Raw genomic sequence first — 17020 nt, 5'->3', positions numbered from 1 at the left:
AATGAAAGTATTAGTAACAGGAACGGCCGGCTTTATCGGCTCTCATGTCGCATTGAGGCTGCTGGATCGTGGGGATGAGGTTATCGGTGTTGATAACCTCAATGATTATTATGAAGTTTCCCTGAAAGAAGCCCGTCTCGCACGCTTGACGCCATACAAAGGCTTTACTGATGTGCGTCTGGATGTCGCGGATCGCGAAGGCATTGAAGCGCTATTCGCCAAACACAAGCCTGATCGCGTGGTTCACCTCGCCGCTCAGGCCGGTGTTCGTTACTCCATCGAAAACCCGCACGCCTATGTGTCAGCGAACCTGGTGGGGCACATGAATATTCTGGAAGGCTGTCGCCATAATAAGGTCGATCACCTGGTGTACGCTTCCAGCAGTTCTGTATACGGCGCCAACGAGTCCATGCCGTTCTCCGTGCATGATAACGTGGACCACCCTTTGAGCCTGTACGCTGCGACTAAAAAGTCCAACGAACTGATGTCGCATACTTACAGCTCGCTGTATGGCATTCCTACGACCGGCCTACGCTTTTTCACTGTATATGGTCCATGGGGACGTCCGGATATGGCGCTGTTTATTTTTACGCGCAAAATCATCGCTGGCGAGCCAATCGACGTATTCAATTATGGCAAGCACAAGCGCGACTTCACTTATATCGACGATATTGTGGAAGGCATCATCCGCACGCTGGATCATGTGGCGCCCGGCAACCTGGAATGGGACGGCATGCAGCCTGATCCAGGCACCAGTAAAGCGCCGTATCGCATTTACAATATCGGCAGCAACAACCCGGTGGAGCTGTCCCGCTATATAGAAATTCTGGAAGAGTGTTTGGGCAAAAAAGCGGAAAGAAATCTGCTGCCCATGCAGCCAGGCGATGTGCCCGCCACCTATGCGGATGTGCAGGCGCTGATCGACGATGTGGGTTATCGCCCTTCCACGACTGTGGAAGAGGGCGTTAAGAAATTTGTTGAATGGTATCGTGACTATTATCGTGTGTGATAGATGAACGAAATTAATCAGCTTCTTATAAATAACAAAAAGTGGTCGGAGAAAATCCGTAAGGCCAATCCCGACTTTTTCCCAACACTGGAGCGTCAGCAGGCGCCCACTTACATGTGGATTGGCTGCTCCGACAGTCGCGTGCCGGCGAATGAAATCGTCGGCATGCTGCCCGGAGAGGTCTTTGTGCACCGTAACGTCGCTAACGTGGTGGTGAACTCTGATCTCAATTGCCTGTCCTCCATTCAGTTTGCGGTGGAAGTCCTGAAGGTGCGGCACATTATCGTCACAGGCCATTACGGTTGTGGCGGCGTGCGTGCGGCGCTGGGCGCGGATCAGTTCGGCTTGATCGACAACTGGCTGCGGCATATCAAGGATATCTACGCCCAACATCAGGATGAAGTGGACGCCATTGACGACATGGGCGAGCGCGTCAATCGCATGTGCGAGCTCAATGTCATGCATCAGGTGCGCCACGTTTGCCACACAGGCATCGTTCAGAACGCCTGGAGCAGAGGGCAGCCGTTGTCGGTGCATGGATGGTGTTATGGGCTTAGTGACGGGTTGCTTAAAGATCTGCAGGTGACTCAGTCCGGGCCTGAGCAACTGGGTTCCGTGTATACCTATATTGGGAAATAGTAATTTCTGTCTGCTCCCGGCAGAATCCGACACAAATGGTCAAGGTGTAAAATCATGGGACAGCATATCGTAGCCGAGTTCATGCCCCTCAATGTGGCGGTACTGACCGTTTCCGATACGCGCACGCAGGAGACGGATACCTCCGGACAGGCTCTTGTGGACGGCGCGCGGGGAGCGGGGCATGAGATTATCGATCGGACGTTGATTCCGGATGACGTCTATCTTATGAGGGCGGTAGTTTCCGCCTGGATTGCGGACCCGCAGGTGCAGGTGGTGTTGATCACTGGCGGTACGGGCTTTACCGGCAGAGACAGCACGCCGGAGGCGATCAAGCCGCTGTTCGATAAAGAAGTGGAAGGGTTTGGAGAGCTGTTTCGCGCCATTTCCTATCAAGAGATTGGCACCTCCACGGTGCAGTCCAGGGCTATTGCAGGACTGGCAAATGGTACGGTGATCTTCTGCATGCCGGGCTCTACCAACGCCTGTAAAACCGCTTGGAATAAAATCATCGCCGAACAACTGGATGCGCGACATAAGCCTTGTAACTTTGTTGGCTTGTTGAAGCAGCCGGGAAAGGCGGTGGAGGACTCTGAGAAGCCTGGCTGTGGACCTCGCGGATGAGTACTTCCAACTTTCAGGCGCATAGTCGTCACAGTTGTGACGCGCCGTTTTCTGGACTGCGTTCTGTCGCGGACGCCAAGCGTATTCTGCAGGCGGCTGCGCAGCCTATCGTAGGGGATGAGGTTATCCCTCTGCTTGAAGCGGCTGGAAGAGTGCTGGCGGAGGATGTGGTATCGACCATTATGGTCCCTCCGACGGATAACAGCGCTGTAGATGGTTACGCTATTCCCAGAGACGCCTGCGAGGCGGAGTTGGAAATAGCGCTGCCAATTTCTCAGCGTATTCCTGCGGGAGAAAGTCCGGCGCCCTTAAAAGCGGGCTCTGCGGCGCGCATTTTTACGGGGGCGGCCATCCCTGAGAACGCCGCCGCTGTCGTCATGCAGGAGCATTGTCGACAGGAAGGCGAGACAGTGGTTATTCCCGCTGGGGTGCGGCAAGGCAATAATCTGCGTCCGGCCGGTCAGGATATACAGGTAGGCCAGATTGTTGTCAGGGCAGGCAAAAAGCTGCTTCCGCAGGACCTGGGTTTGATTGCCTCCGTTGGCGTGGCGCAGGTTAAAGTGCGTCGCAAACTTCGGGTGGCGGTGTTGTCCACGGGGGATGAGTTGGTTGAACCGGGCGCGTCTTTACCGGCGGGAAAGATCTATAACTCGAACCGCTACACGCTGTGTGGCCTGTTATCTCGCTTTCAGTGCGAGATTATCGATCTTGGCGTGATAGCCGACACATACGAGGCGACGGAGCGGGCGTTATTGCAGGCGGCCGAGGATGCGGATTTGATTATCTCCAGCGGCGGCGTTTCGGTGGGAGAAGAGGATCATGTCAAGGCTGCGGTGGAAGCGAACGGGGAGCTGAATATGTGGCGGTTAGCTATAAAGCCTGGTAAGCCCCTCGCGTTTGGTCAGGTTGGCGCGACCCCGTTTCTCGGCCTTCCTGGTAACCCTGCCGCAGTGTTCGTGACTTTTTGCATACTGGCGCGCCCCTATATTTTGAAGATGCAGGGCGCTGGTGAGAGTGAGGCGTCTGCGTTAGCGCGCCTGCCTGCGTTGTTTGATATTCCCAAGCCTGGCGGGCGTGAGGAATACCTACGCGTGAGAGTCTCTGTGGACGATGAGGGAAGGGCGGGGCTGGAGATGCACCCCAATCAAAGCTCAGGCGTGTTGTCTTCAGCGAGCTGGGCGGATGGCTTTGCTGTAGCGCCTGCAAATGCGACGATTCAGCGTGGGGATCTGGTGGAGTATATTTCCTTTATCTCCATGGGCTTGTGAGTACGTTTTTTGTCCTCGTTTCGTTGAAGGAATCAAACATTTAACGGATGTGCGTAATATGAATAAAAGTGCTTGCTCAGGTCGGGCTTCTTTGTTATCTTACGCACCCGCTGACAGCAGGACCGTAGCTCAGTTGGTTAGAGCGCCACGTTGACATCGTGGAGGTCACCAGTTCGAATCTGGTCGGTCCTACCAATTCCTTTCTTTGTCAGTGATCTTTTTTGGTTTCCAAAATTATTCAAAAATAGTTTGTTGTCTTCGGCCCTCGTGGTGTCCGAATGGCTGGTTTGTATTGACTTTTTAGTGATACGATTGCTGAAAACCAGTCACGGAGCGGGGCATGAAGTATCTTCGAACCTTCTATCAGCGCCTTCGGGATTTTCGACACAAGAAAAAGCTTACCCTTGAGGACATCGCTACCTTTTGTCAGGTGGATGTCACGGTTGTGGCTGGTTGGGAAAGTCCCATTGAATCCCAGCGTTGTTACCCTTCTATCGATAATCTGTTTGATCTCTGCGTAAAGACGGGCGTTTCCCTGGATGCGCTGCTGGACTTTGATCAGAACGAAAAAACCAATTCTCAGTTGGACTTACCCGGTTTTGAGTTGGGCGAGGATGGGGATTTGGATACGGTCATTGAGCGCCTGACCAAAGTGATGGAAGAGGCATTGCCCGACACGACGGAGCGGCTGTTGCTGAAACGCTTTCGCGCCAGCGATGAGGATAAAAAGCGTTTTATCCTGCAGTTAATGAATAGCGGAGAATAATGCCTCCCTCTATCCGAGTCTGCTTTCTTTTGTTTTGTCTGTATGCTCTGTTCCAGATGGCAGGGCGCTCCAAATAAAAAAGCGCCAGTTTAGGCGCTTTTTTGGTGCACGGAAAAAGGTGGTGATTTACATCAGGCCTTTTTTGTACACGTTTTCGTAGACATAGTTGGTGGCTTCAACAAAGCCATCAATGCTGCCACAGTCAAAGCGACGTCCCTTGAACTTATACGCCAGCACGCAGCCATCTTTGGCTTGTTTCAGCAGTGCGTCGGTCACTTGAACTTCGCCGTTCTTACCGGGCTCTGTGTCGCGGATGATGTCGAAAATATCCGGCGTCAGAATATAGCGGCCGATAATGGCGTAGTTGGATGGAGCCTGATCGGCGGGGGGCTTTTCAACCATGTCCGTGACGCGGAACAGGCCTTCTTTCATTGGGTCGCCAGCGATGACGCCATACTTGTGCACTTCATCGTGTGGAACTTCCTGGATGGCCACAATGCTGCAACGGAACTGATTGTACAGCTTGGTCATCTGCGCCAGCACGCTGTCTTCGCCTTCTTCCACCATGCAGAGGTCGTCTGCTAGTACGACTGCGAACGGCTCGTCGCCGATCAGAGTCTGTCCAGAAAGAATAGCGTGTCCTAAACCTTTCATTTCATTTTGGCGGGTGAATGAGAATTTATTGTTATTTATCAGGCTGCGAATGCTGGAAAGAAGCTCTTCTTTACCGGTTCCCTTGATCTGTTGTTCCAGCTCATAAGAAATATCAAAGTGGTCCGCGATGGCCCGCTTACCCCGGCCGGTAACAAAACCAAATGAGTTCATGCCTGCGGCGACTGCTTCTTCAACGCCGTATTGAACCAGTGGTTTGCTTACGACAGGCAGCATTTCTTTAGGCATGGCTTTGGTGGCGGGCAGGAAGCGAGTTCCGTAACCTGCTACCGGAAACAGACACTTTTTAATCATATATTCTCCTTGAAGTTGTGTAGGGCGTTAGTCTACTTGGATTTAGTTATCTTGCAAATGTCGGTCCATCACTTCCCAAAACGAAAAAAGGAGGGACTTACCCTCCTATTTTGACATTGATTTCATAACAACTTTATTAACAGTTGTTCAGCCGCACTTGCTATCTCCACAATTGAGACATGTTTGGCATCCATCCATCAAGATCACGGATTTTTGGCTGCATTTCTTACACATTGTCGCGTTTGCGGGGAAGGCGGAGCCGTCCGCATTCGCCTCATTTTTCTGTCTCGCCTCGTACTCTGCGCGTTTCTCCGCAATCATGCGCTTGTGAGCGTCGCTCATTTCCTCGGACTCGATAATGCCCAGCGCCTTCATGTGTTTCTCGATGACTGCGCCGATTTCGGCTACCAGGGAGGGGACGAAAATACCACCCTTCTTGTAGTAGCCGCCGCTGGGATCGTGCACTGACAGCAGCTCCTCCAGCAGGAAGGTGATGTCGCCGCCTTTACGGAACACGGCGGAGATAACCCGCGTCAGTGCGATAACCCACTGGAAGTGTTCCATGGATTTGGAGTTGATGAAGATTTCATACGGACGACGAGTTTCATGGTCGGTGCCTTCATTCAACAGGATGTCGTTGATGGTGATATAAAACGCATGCTCCGACACCGGGGGTTTGATCTTGTACGTCGTGCCGAGAAGGAAATCTGGGCGCTCGATTTTTTCATTCATTTCAACCGGCTGTGGTTGCTCTTGAACCGGTTCGCTGGCCGGCGCAACGTCACTGGGCTTGTGAACTTTGTAGCCGACAATTTTCTTTTCAATTTTAACAGCCATGACTGTATACCCTTGTGTACGGTGGCTTTGCTCAGGTTTTTCCGGGAAAACCTGGCTGCAGGCGCATATTATGCGCCCATTTTTCACATTTTCTATGGAGAAACCTGGCGATTTTACGAAATCGCCAGGACTTCGCCTCAGTATTTTCCGTAAGTGCCTTCTTTTAAGGCGTCGAACAGGTTGGCGGCAGTGTGGGTTTCACCGTCGTACTCAACTTCTTCGTTGCCTTTCAGCTTAATGGTTTGGCCATCTTCGGTGGTGAACTCGTAAAAGGTGTTCTCCAGGTCTTTCTCTTTGACCAGTACGCCTTGGAAGGCTTCCGGGTTGAAGCGGAAGGTGGTGCAGCCTTTCAGGCCTTTTTCATAAGCGTACATATAGATGTCCTTGAAATTTCCGTACGGGAAATCAGTGGGGACATTCGCCGTTTTGGAGATAGAAGAGTCAACCCACAGTTGCGCTGCAGCTTGGATGTCCACGTGCTGCATTGGCGTCACATCGTCGCTGGTGGTGAAGTAGTCAGGCAGCTGCGCTTCGGGGTCTTCGGAAAACGGCATTGCTTTTGAATTCACCAAGTGGCGGTAGGCCAGCAGCTCAAAGGAGAAGACGTCCATTTTCTCTTTGGTTTTCTTGCCCTGACGGATCACGTTGCGGGAATAGTGATGGGCGAAGCTGGGCTCAATTCCGTTGCTGGCGTTGTTGGCCAGAGACAGGGAAATAGTGCCTGTCGGTGCAATGGACGTATGGTGCGTGAAGCGCGCGCCTTTTTTGGCCAGCGCGTCAACCAGCTTGGGATCGGCTTCCGCCACACGTTGCATGTAGCGGCTGTATTTGGCGTGTAGTACTTTGCCTTTCAGTTTGTCGCCGGCTTTAACGCCGTCTTTCGCCATTTCCGGGCGCAGACGCAGCATTTCTTCGGTGACGACAAAGGTGTCTTCCATGATAGGGGCTGGTCCTTTTTCTTTCGCCAGCTCTAATCCCTGACGCCAGCCTTCCAGCGCCATTTCACGGCAGACCTCTTCGGTGAAGCTGACGGACTCGTCTGAACCGTATGGCATACGCAGCATAGCCAGCGTGGAGCCCAGGCCCAGAATACCCATGCCGTGGCGGCGCTTGTATTGAATTTCATGGCGCTGGCCTTCCAGCGGCAGGCCATTGATCTCCACCACGTTGTCCAGCATGCGGGTGAAAATAGCCACAACTTTACGATACTTGTCGAAGTTGAATTTGGCGTTTTCAGTGAATGGGTATTCCACGAATTTGGTCAGGTTCACTGAGCCCAGCAGGCAGCTGCCGTAAGGTGGCAGAGGCTGTTCGCCGCAGGGGTTGGTGGCGCGAATGTTTTCACAGAACCAGTTGTTGTTCATTTCGTTGACTTTGTCGATCAGGATGAATCCCGGTTCGGCGAAGTCGTAAGTGGAGGTCATGATGGCGTCCCAGATGGAGCGCGCTTTGACTGAACGATAAATGCGGCATGCGACGCGGCCGCTTTCATCCGTGATATAGCCTTCTTTTACCGGGAAATCGCGATACAGATATTGCGTTTCATCGTTGACGTCAATGTTGTCTTCTTCTGCTTCTTTGCGTGTGATAGGGAAAGAGAAACGCCAATCTTCGTCGTTTTGAACCGCTTTAATAAAGTCTTCTGTGATTAGTAAAGACAGGTTGAATTGACGCAGACGGCCGTCTTCACGTTTGGCGCGCACGAAGTCGAAGACATCAGGGTGGTGTACGTCGAAAGTCGCCATCTGCGCGCCGCGGCGTCCGCCGGCGGATGAGACGGTGAAACACATCTTGTCGAAGATATCCATGAACGACAATGGACCGGAGGTGGTGGCGCCAGCGCCAGCTACGTATGCGCCTTTTGGACGCAGTGTAGAGAATTCATAACCAATGCCGCAGCCAGCCTTGAGGGTGAGGCCGGCTTCGTGGTTTTTCAGCAGGATATCGTCCATGGAGTCCATGATGCTGCCGGAGACGGTGCAGTTGATCGTGGACGTGGCGGGCTTATGTTCTTCCGCGCCAGCGTTGGACATGATGCGACCGGCTGGAATAGCTCCGTTCTCCAGCGCCCATACGAAGTCCGCCAGCACCTTCTCGCGTATGCTGTCGGCTTCCACGGAGGACAGCGCCTTGGCGACGCGCTCGTAGGTGCCCAGGATGTCTTTATCCACTGGGCCTCCGGATTTGGTTTTCAGTTGGTATTTGGTTTCCCAGATATCGACGGAAGCGGGCTGCATATCAATAGGAGCGATAAGCTGCTGGACTTTGGCGTTCATAATATCCCTCAAATCTTCTAACCCCGAACAAGGTTTATTTTAAAACTGCAGTGTTGTTGGTCAGACCGCCAATTCCAGATAGCGCTGCGAGATACGACTGATTCGCAAGGTAAACTTCCTGTGTTGCGTTACCAAAACTGGCGACCACAATATGTTGTGCACCTTACTTGTGCGGCAGGCTGTGAAAAACCTGATGTCCGATGAAGTTCTGTGTATGTCCGGGCCTTTGCGGCCCTGGAGAGAACACGCCATTTTACGGGTAAAGACTCCCATCGTAGACTTGACTGTCATAGTGTGGGCTGTTAGTGACTTTGACCCTATATATGGCGATTTGCGCAAAGTATAGCACTATATAATGTGATGTGAAGGCTTGAGAAAAAAATCATTTTAGCGTAGGTGAAGGCCTTCAAAAGACTTTTTTCAGACCTTTGGCCGCCGCATTTATGGGCTGGCGGCGAATATGACAGCAGGGTTGCATAGTAAAAATATGTCTATCAGGCAGGCACTATATATAGTGTTGCTATAAGGCCTAAAATTTAACCGGAATGTTACGCGGTAAAGAGGTTTGCGAGTGAAGGAAATAAGGCGGTGTCAGCCTTACTTTCTATTAATCAGGCAGACAAGCAAATAGCTTCCTTCTATTTATCTGCAACGACAGGGTCTGCGCATGGCAGATTTTGTCTCCCGCGGCCAGCCGCCGCGCAGGCGCATCCATGCGCCAGATTATAAAGATGCCAATATCATTGCCAGATTAATATAGGGGGATCGCAGGTCGGCTCAGGCTGAAGCTGGATGGGTGGGGATCTTGGGCGCCACTTTGGCGGCTACCCGGGGTTTCAACTTATTCTGTGACAAGAGCCACGCGATGCAGTCTTTCAGTGTCTCTTCCGCGTCACGTGACTTGACGCCCAGATCTCTGGTCGCGTCGCTGCAATCATAATAAGCGTAGCGTCCCACCACCTCGTAGACGAGGTCGTAAGTAAATGGCGGCTTTATATGCAGCAGTTTGCATAGCGTCTCTACTACACGAGCAAAAGCCAGAGTCAGGCCGCGGCCTGTCGGGAGATGGATCGGTTTGACGCCGGTCAGGCGTTTCAGTGCGACTCCGATATCCTTTACTTCGATATTTTCGCCGCCCACTACGTAACGCTTGCAGTTTTCGCCTTGGGTCAAGGCGGCGACGTGAGCCGCGGCGACATCGCGCACATCCACCAGATTGAGGCCCCCTGGGTAGGTCTGCCCGAAGCCGTTCAACCAGTCCATCACCAACTGATTGGACGGGGTTATGCGGTAGTCGTTGGCGCCGAGCACGATGGCGGGACAAATGACCACCAGATGGATGTCATAGTCGCGGGCCAACTTTTGCGCGGCCTTTTCGCTGCGGGTTTTGGCCACGTAATAGGCGTTTTGCGCATCTTCATTCCAATCGTCGCCGCTGCGCAATGCATGAGGGTCGTATGAAAAGCCAATGGATGCCACGGAGCTGGTGTACACCACGCGCTTGACGCCATGTTTATGGGCGGCCTTGAATACATTTTCCGCGCCTTGCAGTGCGGGTTCGACGATTTCCTCTACGGACTTGGCGATAGTTTTGTATACCGCCGCCATATGAATGATGGCGTCGCAACCTTCGGCGGCGGCTTCCACTGCAGTGGGATCTTTGACGTCGCCATAGGCGAATTCCGGCTTGAGGCCATTGAGCCCGCGCAAGTCTGAGCTTTTGCGCACAAATGCGCGCACTTCATGGTTCTGGTCGAGCAGTTGCCTTACCACGTGGGAGCCGATATGTCCGTTTGCTCCGGTTACCAATACTTTCATGATGTCTCCAGCGTGATGGTCTTGTCTTTGTCAGTTGTAATAATCTAATCGGTCATAAGTACTATTAGCATTGGAATGCGGGTAGCTTACCTTCATCAGAGACGCTAGCCCAGACGAAATGCCCCCTGGGGGCGATTTTTTTGTCCTTTCTCGACTATGCTTAGTTCACATTGGTTATAAGTTATTCGGCCGATGGCGGATCAACCCAAGGGATCGCAACTTCTCATGAGCGATATGAACCGGACGCTTGCCCGCTCCATTCCAGAAACTGATATTCATGATGACGCGGACTTACTGACCAGGTTGGAGCAGCGCCTGGGTTTTGTGCATGCCCGCCAACGTTTAGGGATTGAACAGGATCACGCGCAACGCGTGTTTGGCGGCGGAGGCATTAACTTTTTTCATCCGGAAAACTGGTATTCCATGCAAACCCTGATGCGCTGGGCTTTCAAGCTCGCGGGTGTGTATGAATGGGGGCGACGTAACGCCAGAAACATTCAGGTGACCCACAACCCGGTGCGGCGCGAAAAAATACCGGCGGCGTTCGAAGGTTTTCGCTTGCTGCACCTGACTGACCTGCACGTCGATATGGATGAGGCGATCACTGCCAGGTTGCTGGAAATTACGCGGAGCCTGGAGTACGACTTATGCGTGATAACCGGCGATTATCGCGCGCAGACCTATGGACCGGAGGACGCCGCTCTGGAAGGAATGCAGCGATTGCGCGAGAGCTTGCGCGGCGAGGTCTATGCGATATTCGGCAACCATGACAGCATCCGTATGTTGCCGCCGCTGGAGGACATGGGCTATCGCATGCTGATGAACGAGTCAGTGCTGATCGAGAGAGACGGGGAGAAAATTCAGGTCGTTGGCGTGGATGATCCTCATTATTATCGGGTAGACAACCTGCAGATGGCGGTCCGGGGGCTGGATATGTCCCGTTATACCGTGCTGTTGTCGCATACGCCGGAAATTTTCAAACAGGCGGCGCACGCCGGCATTGATCTTATGTTGTGCGGCCATACTCATGGCGGCCAAGTATGTTTGCCGGGAGGGGGCGCTATTACGCTTGATTCGGATTGCCCACGTTTCGTCGGCAAAGGCGTATGGCGCTGGCGCGAGATGGATGGTTACACCAGCACCGGCGCAGGCAGTTCTTTAGCGCCGGTGAGGTTTAATTGTCCTCCTGAGGTGGTCGTGCATACTTTTTATCCGGGTTAAACGTGTGCACTGGGTAGTTCTGACGCCGACTGTAACCTTATCTTCCTCGTTTTTCTTGCCCGCCATGGATGTAGCGGATTGTCCCAACCTTTGTCTTGACTGGCTGTTTCCCTAAGCGGCGGGCAAGACTATGATGAATAATTATCTGCCCATACAAGAATAATATTAGCGGAGGGAGTCCATGTTGAATTTGGCTACTATTCTTACTGAAAGCGCAAAACGCTATCCTCAAAAGGAAGCGCTGGTGTGTGGCGCTGTTCGCCTGACCTACGCTCAGGTTGAGCGTCTAACGAACCAAGTCGCTAACAATTTGCTGGCGGCGGGTATTCTACCCGGCGACCGAGTGGCGTTAAGTTGCCCCAACCTGCATTATTTTCCTGTCGCCTACTTTGGCGTCGTTAAGGCAGGCGCCGTAGTTGTCCCTTTAAACGTTCTGCTTAGTGAAGATGAAATCGCCTATCATTTGCGTGACTCGCAAGCCAAGGCTTATATCTGTTTTGAGGGGACTCCAGATATGCCCTTGGGGCCAAGAGGCGTCGCGGCTTTTAATCTAGTCGATCACTGCGAGCGCTTCTGGTTGATTCCCAGTGGAGCCTCTTTGGTGAAAGACGAAAAGCCCTCACTTTTTGACGAACTTTTAGTTGGAGAGGCGCCAGCCCCGGATGTCGTCACTCAGGCGGATGACACGGTGGTAGTGCTATACACTTCCGGGACTACTGGTAAACCCAAAGGCGCCGAGCTGACGCACGCCAATATATTTCTCAATGTGGCGCAATTTGCGCGCCTCAGTGAGGCTCGCCTCGAAGATAATCAACTGGTGGCGCTGCCGTTATTTCATACCTTCGGCCAGACCGTGCAGATGTGCGGCGGTTTTTACAATAGCAACAAGCTGGTGTTGATTCCCCGCTTTGACCCAAAAGCCGTTGTGGACGCCATGGTGGAAGAGGACATTACTGTATTCTGCGGCGTTCCCACTATGTATTGGGCGCTACTGAACGGTATTGAACTGGATGAAGCCACCGTTGCGCAGATCCGTGATCGCCTGCGCTTATGCGGGGCGGGCGGTTCTTCTTTGGCGATAGAGATTCTGCGTGGTTTTGAGGCCAAGTTTCAGGTGCCTATTCTGGAAGGTTATGGTCTCTCCGAAACGTCGCCGGTCGCGTCTTTTAATGTCTTGGATCGACCTCGTAAACCCGGCTCAGTGGGTGTGCCTATCTGGGGTGTGGATATTAAGGTTGTTGATGAGAAAGGCGCTGAGGTCGCCAGAGGAGATCGGGGAGAAATCGTGATCCGCGGGCATAACATAATGAAGGGGTATTTGAATCGCCCTGAGGCGACTGCAGACGCAATTCGCGATGGTTGGTTCCATTCCGGCGATATCGGTTACATGGATGACGATGGCTATCTATTCATCGTTGACCGCTTGAAGGACATGATCATTCGTGGTGGTTATAACGTTTACCCTCGTGAGCTGGAAGAAACCCTGTTGACGCATCCGGCGGTGTCCCTGGCGGCGGTGGTAGGCGTGCCTGACTCGCAGTACGGAGAGGAGATCAAGGCCTTCGTTATATTGAAAGAGGGCGACAGGGCTGACGCAGAGGAGATCAGAGATTGGTGCAAAAGCAAAATGGCGGCGTACAAATACCCGCGCCTGATTGAAGTCTGCGACAGCCTGCCGATGACGGCCACTGGAAAAATTCTGAAACGCGAGCTTAAGGAACATTAGGAGGGGCGAACGCCAATGTCCTTGAGTTGAAATCGGGAAGGGCATAGGCGTTTTGTTATAAAAAATTACGAAAAGATGACGGCTTTTTCTCTTTCAGGGCGCTTATTAGGGGGAAACAGGCAGTAACGACCCTGATATTTGACTGAGGCCTCCCCGGCCTAAGGGAAATAAAATGAAAGCTCACATCTTTGCAGCACTGCTTGCGTTAATGCTGGTGATGTTCCAAGTATTTCTGATGCAGAATGGCAGTGAGAAGCCCGTTACTCAAAAAAATGGCGAGCAAGAAAAAACACACGCCTCCATCCAAGAAGTCGCATTCAACTTCACTTGGCAAGAGCCGCAACTGCTGAAAGCCGTTGACGAGCAGTGGAACTAGCGCGAAGGATCGCGCTGTCTGAAAATCCAGTTTGCTAGCCGCCCCTTAGCTCCCTAAAATACGAAGAATACACAAGATTCTTAAGCATAGGGAATGCATGTTCCCCCGAATTCAGCAGGATTAAAGACTATGGCTGGCTCTCGCAACGTAACTCAGCTACTGGCCGACTGGCAGGCCGGTGACTCCCAGGCCCTTAATCACATTATCGAATCTTTACACGGTGAATTGCGCACCATTGCGGGGCGTTATATGGCCGGCGAGCGCCAGGGCCACATGTTGCAGGCTACTGCGCTGGTGAACGAGGCGTATTTGCATCTGGTCGATGCGGAAGTGGCCTGGAACGACCGTATCCACTTTCTCGCCGTGGCGGCGCAAACCATGCGTCGTATTCTGGTCGATCACGCCCGCGCGCAGAAACGCAAGAAGCGCGGCGGCGATGACATTCAGGTGACGCTGCACGAAGCGCAGATTTGCGATGATGGCAGTCAGCCTGACTTGCTTGACTTGGAAGATATCCTGCAAAAACTGTCCAACGTAGATGAACGTAAAGCGCGTATTGTGGAAATGAGCTTCTTTGGGGGAATGACCCAGGAAGAAATCGCAGAATACCTGCAGGTATCCCTCTCCACCGTGGAAAGGGATTTGCGTTTCGCCAAAGCCTGGCTGGTGAAAGAGCTTAAAATCTAGTCATGGCGCTCTGTTCAGAGCGCTATCTCTTTCAATTGCTGACTGACGATTTGCCGGAACTGGGGCTTGATATGCCCCACTAGTGAATTGATCAGAACTTCACGATTATCTGACGTGGATGCGTAACGCTGTATCAGTTTGGGAGCGGCCGGGCCTACATGTGCGGTGAGAGCGGCAGCCAGACGCAGCAGGTACAAATCTGTCAATTCCTCCTTCACTACCGCTTCCTGATTCTCAATGCGCTGATCCTGTCGGGCCCTGTTTTTGGCCCCGGCCTGAGCGATAGGCTGAATAGTGGTGAGCCATTGCAATACTTTGCCCATGGAGTCGAGGCGTTTTTCCGGTTTTTTGTGCAGCATCGCCGTCAATAATCGCTTGAATAGCGGATACTCCTGAAAAATCGCCAGACTGTAGTCTGGTTCCTCGTGCATGACAGCGTGTAATACAGTGGAGGACTTTTCGCCGTCAAACATTTCCCTGCCAGTCAGCATTTCGTAAATCAATGTGGCTACAGACCAGACGTCGGTCTGCAGTCCCATGTCGCGGCCCTGCAGTTGCTCCGGGGACATGTAGCGCAAGGTGCCCATGCGGGCGCCGCCAAGGGTTATATCAACGCCGGACAGCTTGGCGATGCCGAAATCCAGAATTTTGACGATGCCGTCTTCAGAAAGCAGGATGTTGGCGGGTTTGATGTCCCGGTGAATGATGTCGCGCTGGTGCGCCGCCTGCAACCCGTAAGCGATCTGTTTGGCGATGCGCACTACCTGATCCGGCACCAGTGCGCCTTTGGTGAGTGCATTTTCCAGTGTTTCGCCGCTGTAGTATTGCATGGCGATGTACATACCGCCGTCGCTCATGGCGCCGACATCATGGATGACGCACACGTTTGGATGGTCCAGGCGGGAGATGGCTTTGGCCTCCTGCATCAGGCGAAAGCGTACGCGCTCGTCGGTCGCAACTTCAGGCGCCAGACACTTCAGGGCCACATACCGTTCCAGTCGGGTGTCTTCCGCCTTATACACCCAGCCCATGCCGCCTTCACCGATCTTGCGGATGATTTTGTAGGGGCCGACCATGACGCCGGGGTGCATCTTCGGCAACACCAGGGTGGCGTCGGCGGAAGCGATGTCATATTGCTTGGGGAGAATGTCGTCGACGTGCTCGTCAGCCTGCACCAGTTGCAGGACCTCTTTCTTCAGCTCGTCGTCCTGGCAGTGTTTGTCCAGATAAGACCGTTGTTCTTTTGTGGACAGGTCTGCAATTGCTTCGAACAGTTCTTGTATTTGATTCCAGCGAGATACATCCATAATGCGCAGTAGCTTTTTTGTCTTAGTTGCTGCTGTTCGGACCGGCGCCGGATGTCCTGGACGGCGGGGTCGGTTTATTAGGGATCGTGGATGTTCCGGGGGCGCGGCGCATCGACATCCTCTTGTCCTGTGGAAATTATAGCCTCAGGTGCGGGCCAGCCTCTGATTATTGCAATAATCCATCTGCGCAAAGTTTAACCCGAGGGAGGTTCGGCTCCGTTATATTAACCTCTAAGCGCTGAAATGTCGCAATTGCCCGTCGCTGACGTTGCAGGCGTCGCCGATTAAGCCAATCATGGTTAGCTGACAGAAGACGTTCAAGGAATGGGAAATGGCTGAGAAACACCTGCTAATCGTCGCACATACGCCTTCCCCCAATACGCAAAGGTTGGTGGATGCGGTGATGCGCGGCGCGGGGCATGAGGATATCGAAACGGTGACAACGAAGTGGATTCCTCCGCTTCAGGCGACGCCGGAGGATGTGCTGGCCTGCGACGCAATTATCCTCGGGACCACGGAAAACCTGGGGTATATGAGCGGAGCCCTGAAAGACTTCTTTGATCGCTGCTATTACCCCTGTCTGGAGAAAACCCAGGGGCTGCCTTATGCGTTATACATCCGCGCTGGCCATGATGGAACGGGAACCCGGCGGGCGGTGGAGAGCATTGTAACTGGCCTGCGTTGGCGAGCGGTGAGAGAGCCTTTGATCTGTCGGGGAGAGTTTCAGGAATCGTTCGTAGAGCAGTGCGAAGAGTTTGGCATGTATGTGGCGGCGTCGCTGGACGCCGGCATCATATAATAAGTCGATTGCAGTAGTGGGGAAGGGCGCATGCCCGCGCCCTGGAAAACTTCCCCTGAATCCTATGCCAGAACTGGGAAGAGCCCCTTCATACCGTTGGCGATAAACTCAATGGCGATCGCCGCCAGGATCAGCCCCATAATGCGGGTGAAGATATTGATGCGGGTCTTGGTCAGGTGGCTGGAAAACCAGGGAATCATCGAGAACACGGCCCACAGAGTCAGGCAGAGTATCAGTATCGCCACACCGACCATGGCGTAGTGAGCCACGTCTGAGCCTCGGTGAGCATACAGAATTACCGTGCTGATAGCGCCCGGACCCGCCAGCAGCGGCATAGCCAGCGGTACAATGGCGACGGAGTGGTGATGGCCTTCCTCTTCCACTGTTTCCTCCTCCGTGTGTACGGTAGCGCTGACTTTGGCGTGCAGCATGGATATCGCCATGAGTAGAATCAGTATGCCGCCGGCGACCCGGAAAGAGTTGATGGTAATGCCGAAAAAGCTGAGCAGATACTCACCCAACAGCATGGATATCAGCAGAATCAGGCCCACGGCGATCACCACGGACTTACCGATTTTTTTACGCTCCGCGCTACTGACGTTAGAGGTAAAAGCGACGAATATGGGAACCGCGTTGACTGGATTCACAATGGCCATGAGGCCGATGAGAATTTTGGTGTACTCGTGGAACTCAAGCATAGACGG

General features: G+C 53.1%; 16 protein-coding genes and 1 tRNA gene. 11 read left to right on the top strand and 6 right to left on the bottom strand.

Annotated features, from left to right (window positions below; genetic code table 11):
- The first annotated feature begins 1 nt into the window (after position 1).
- The 6 genes from AC2IBB_RS24890 (at position 2) to AC2IBB_RS24865 (ending at position 4303) form a co-directional block, all read left to right on the top strand.
- On the top strand, positions 2–1009 hold the full coding sequence (locus tag AC2IBB_RS24890) for an NAD-dependent epimerase (protein WP_216737235.1): 1008 nt from the start codon (positions 2–4) through the stop codon (positions 1007–1009).
- Between the two features lie 3 nt (positions 1010–1012).
- The gene (gene can, locus AC2IBB_RS24885) at positions 1013–1648 is read left to right on the top strand and encodes a carbonate dehydratase (protein ID WP_486329409.1); all 636 of its coding nucleotides are present in this window, start codon (positions 1013–1015) and stop codon (positions 1646–1648) included.
- 54 nt (positions 1649–1702) lie between these two features.
- Complete coding sequence (moaB, locus tag AC2IBB_RS24880; protein WP_486329408.1) at positions 1703–2269, top strand: molybdenum cofactor biosynthesis protein B; 567 nt, start codon at positions 1703–1705, stop codon at positions 2267–2269.
- Positions 2266–3537, top strand: a complete 1272-nt coding sequence (locus AC2IBB_RS24875) for a molybdopterin molybdotransferase MoeA (protein ID WP_486329407.1) — start codon at positions 2266–2268, stop codon at positions 3535–3537. Before moaB ends, AC2IBB_RS24875 begins: the two co-directional genes overlap by 4 nt.
- A 118-nt stretch (positions 3538–3655) precedes the next feature.
- Positions 3656–3732, top strand: a tRNA-Val gene (locus AC2IBB_RS24870).
- Positions 3733–3877: 145 nt separating this feature from the next.
- Positions 3878–4303 carry a helix-turn-helix domain-containing protein gene (locus tag AC2IBB_RS24865; protein WP_486329406.1) on the top strand — a complete coding sequence of 142 codons (426 nt, stop codon included), beginning with the start codon at positions 3878–3880 and terminating at the stop codon, positions 4301–4303.
- Between the two features lie 126 nt (positions 4304–4429).
- Here the strand turns inward: AC2IBB_RS24865 and galU are convergent, their stop codons facing one another.
- The 4 genes from galU to AC2IBB_RS24845 all read right to left on the bottom strand — a co-directional run bounded on the left by galU (position 4430) and on the right by AC2IBB_RS24845 (position 10200).
- Positions 4430–5269 carry a UTP--glucose-1-phosphate uridylyltransferase GalU gene (gene galU, locus AC2IBB_RS24860; protein ID WP_011398653.1) on the bottom strand — a complete coding sequence of 280 codons (840 nt, stop codon included), beginning with the start codon at positions 5267–5269 and terminating at the stop codon, positions 4430–4432.
- Between the two features lie 147 nt (positions 5270–5416).
- Positions 5417–6106: a TSCPD domain-containing protein gene (locus AC2IBB_RS24855; protein ID WP_486329405.1), complete on the bottom strand. Its 690-nt coding sequence runs from the start codon at positions 6104–6106 to the stop codon at positions 5417–5419.
- 137 nt (positions 6107–6243) lie between these two features.
- Positions 6244–8382 (bottom strand): adenosylcobalamin-dependent ribonucleoside-diphosphate reductase, encoded by a 2139-nt coding sequence (locus AC2IBB_RS24850; RefSeq protein WP_486329404.1) that lies wholly within the window; start codon positions 8380–8382, stop codon positions 6244–6246.
- A gap of 777 nt (positions 8383–9159) precedes the next feature.
- Positions 9160–10200, bottom strand: a complete 1041-nt coding sequence (locus tag AC2IBB_RS24845; RefSeq protein ID WP_486329403.1) for an NAD-dependent epimerase/dehydratase family protein — start codon at positions 10198–10200, stop codon at positions 9160–9162.
- 225 nt (positions 10201–10425) lie between these two features.
- Here AC2IBB_RS24845 and AC2IBB_RS24840 point away from each other — a divergent pair, with 225 nt between their 5' ends.
- From AC2IBB_RS24840 to AC2IBB_RS24825, 4 genes are all read left to right on the top strand, one after another.
- Entirely contained in the window at positions 10426–11421 is a 996-nt protein-coding gene (locus AC2IBB_RS24840) for a metallophosphoesterase (protein ID WP_486329402.1), read from the top strand.
- A 181-nt stretch (positions 11422–11602) separates the two neighbouring features.
- On the top strand, positions 11603–13147 hold the full coding sequence (locus tag AC2IBB_RS24835; protein ID WP_486329401.1) for a long-chain-fatty-acid--CoA ligase: 1545 nt from the start codon (positions 11603–11605) through the stop codon (positions 13145–13147).
- A 172-nt stretch (positions 13148–13319) separates the two neighbouring features.
- Positions 13320–13523 (top strand): hypothetical protein, encoded by a 204-nt coding sequence (locus tag AC2IBB_RS24830; protein WP_486329400.1) that lies wholly within the window; start codon positions 13320–13322, stop codon positions 13521–13523.
- Positions 13524–13652: 129 nt separating this feature from the next.
- A complete protein-coding gene (locus AC2IBB_RS24825) occupies positions 13653–14210 on the top strand; it encodes a sigma-70 family RNA polymerase sigma factor (RefSeq protein WP_011398644.1) in 558 nt (185 codons plus the stop codon).
- 14 nt (positions 14211–14224) lie between these two features.
- On the opposite strand, the gene AC2IBB_RS24820 is transcribed toward AC2IBB_RS24825, so the two are convergent.
- Positions 14225–15517: a serine/threonine protein kinase gene (locus AC2IBB_RS24820; protein WP_486329399.1), complete on the bottom strand. Its 1293-nt coding sequence runs from the start codon at positions 15515–15517 to the stop codon at positions 14225–14227.
- A gap of 331 nt (positions 15518–15848) precedes the next feature.
- Between AC2IBB_RS24820 and AC2IBB_RS24815 the strand changes: the two genes are divergently transcribed.
- Entirely contained in the window at positions 15849–16316 is a 468-nt protein-coding gene (locus AC2IBB_RS24815) for a flavodoxin family protein (RefSeq protein ID WP_486329398.1), read from the top strand.
- Positions 16317–16378: 62 nt separating this feature from the next.
- Here the strand turns inward: AC2IBB_RS24815 and AC2IBB_RS24810 are convergent, their stop codons facing one another.
- The gene (locus AC2IBB_RS24810; RefSeq protein WP_486329397.1) at positions 16379–17014 is read right to left on the bottom strand and encodes a YchE family NAAT transporter; all 636 of its coding nucleotides are present in this window, start codon (positions 17012–17014) and stop codon (positions 16379–16381) included.
- Between the last annotated feature and the right edge of the window lie 6 nt (positions 17015–17020).

The organism is Hahella sp. NS-SX17 (genome assembly GCF_057367735.1).
This window is presented reverse-complemented; position numbering and strand designations above follow the sequence as displayed.

Coding starts and splice junctions, on each gene's coding strand:
- AC2IBB_RS24890 (WP_216737235.1), top strand. CDS start 2: ATGAAAGTATTAGTAACAGGAACGGCCGGCTTTATCGGCTCTCATGTC.
- can (WP_486329409.1), top strand. CDS start 1,013: ATGAACGAAATTAATCAGCTTCTTATAAATAACAAAAAGTGGTCGGAG.
- moaB (WP_486329408.1), top strand. CDS start 1,703: ATGGGACAGCATATCGTAGCCGAGTTCATGCCCCTCAATGTGGCGGTA.
- AC2IBB_RS24875 (WP_486329407.1), top strand. CDS start 2,266: ATGAGTACTTCCAACTTTCAGGCGCATAGTCGTCACAGTTGTGACGCG.
- AC2IBB_RS24865 (WP_486329406.1), top strand. CDS start 3,878: ATGAAGTATCTTCGAACCTTCTATCAGCGCCTTCGGGATTTTCGACAC.
- galU (WP_011398653.1), bottom strand. CDS start 5,269: ATGATTAAAAAGTGTCTGTTTCCGGTAGCAGGTTACGGAACTCGCTTC.
- AC2IBB_RS24855 (WP_486329405.1), bottom strand. CDS start 6,106: ATGGCTGTTAAAATTGAAAAGAAAATTGTCGGCTACAAAGTTCACAAG.
- AC2IBB_RS24850 (WP_486329404.1), bottom strand. CDS start 8,382: ATGAACGCCAAAGTCCAGCAGCTTATCGCTCCTATTGATATGCAGCCC.
- AC2IBB_RS24845 (WP_486329403.1), bottom strand. CDS start 10,200: ATGAAAGTATTGGTAACCGGAGCAAACGGACATATCGGCTCCCACGTG.
- AC2IBB_RS24840 (WP_486329402.1), top strand. CDS start 10,426: ATGAGCGATATGAACCGGACGCTTGCCCGCTCCATTCCAGAAACTGAT.
- AC2IBB_RS24835 (WP_486329401.1), top strand. CDS start 11,603: ATGTTGAATTTGGCTACTATTCTTACTGAAAGCGCAAAACGCTATCCT.
- AC2IBB_RS24830 (WP_486329400.1), top strand. CDS start 13,320: ATGAAAGCTCACATCTTTGCAGCACTGCTTGCGTTAATGCTGGTGATG.
- AC2IBB_RS24825 (WP_011398644.1), top strand. CDS start 13,653: ATGGCTGGCTCTCGCAACGTAACTCAGCTACTGGCCGACTGGCAGGCC.
- AC2IBB_RS24820 (WP_486329399.1), bottom strand. CDS start 15,517: ATGGATGTATCTCGCTGGAATCAAATACAAGAACTGTTCGAAGCAATT.
- AC2IBB_RS24815 (WP_486329398.1), top strand. CDS start 15,849: ATGGCTGAGAAACACCTGCTAATCGTCGCACATACGCCTTCCCCCAAT.
- AC2IBB_RS24810 (WP_486329397.1), bottom strand. CDS start 17,014: ATGCTTGAGTTCCACGAGTACACCAAAATTCTCATCGGCCTCATGGCC.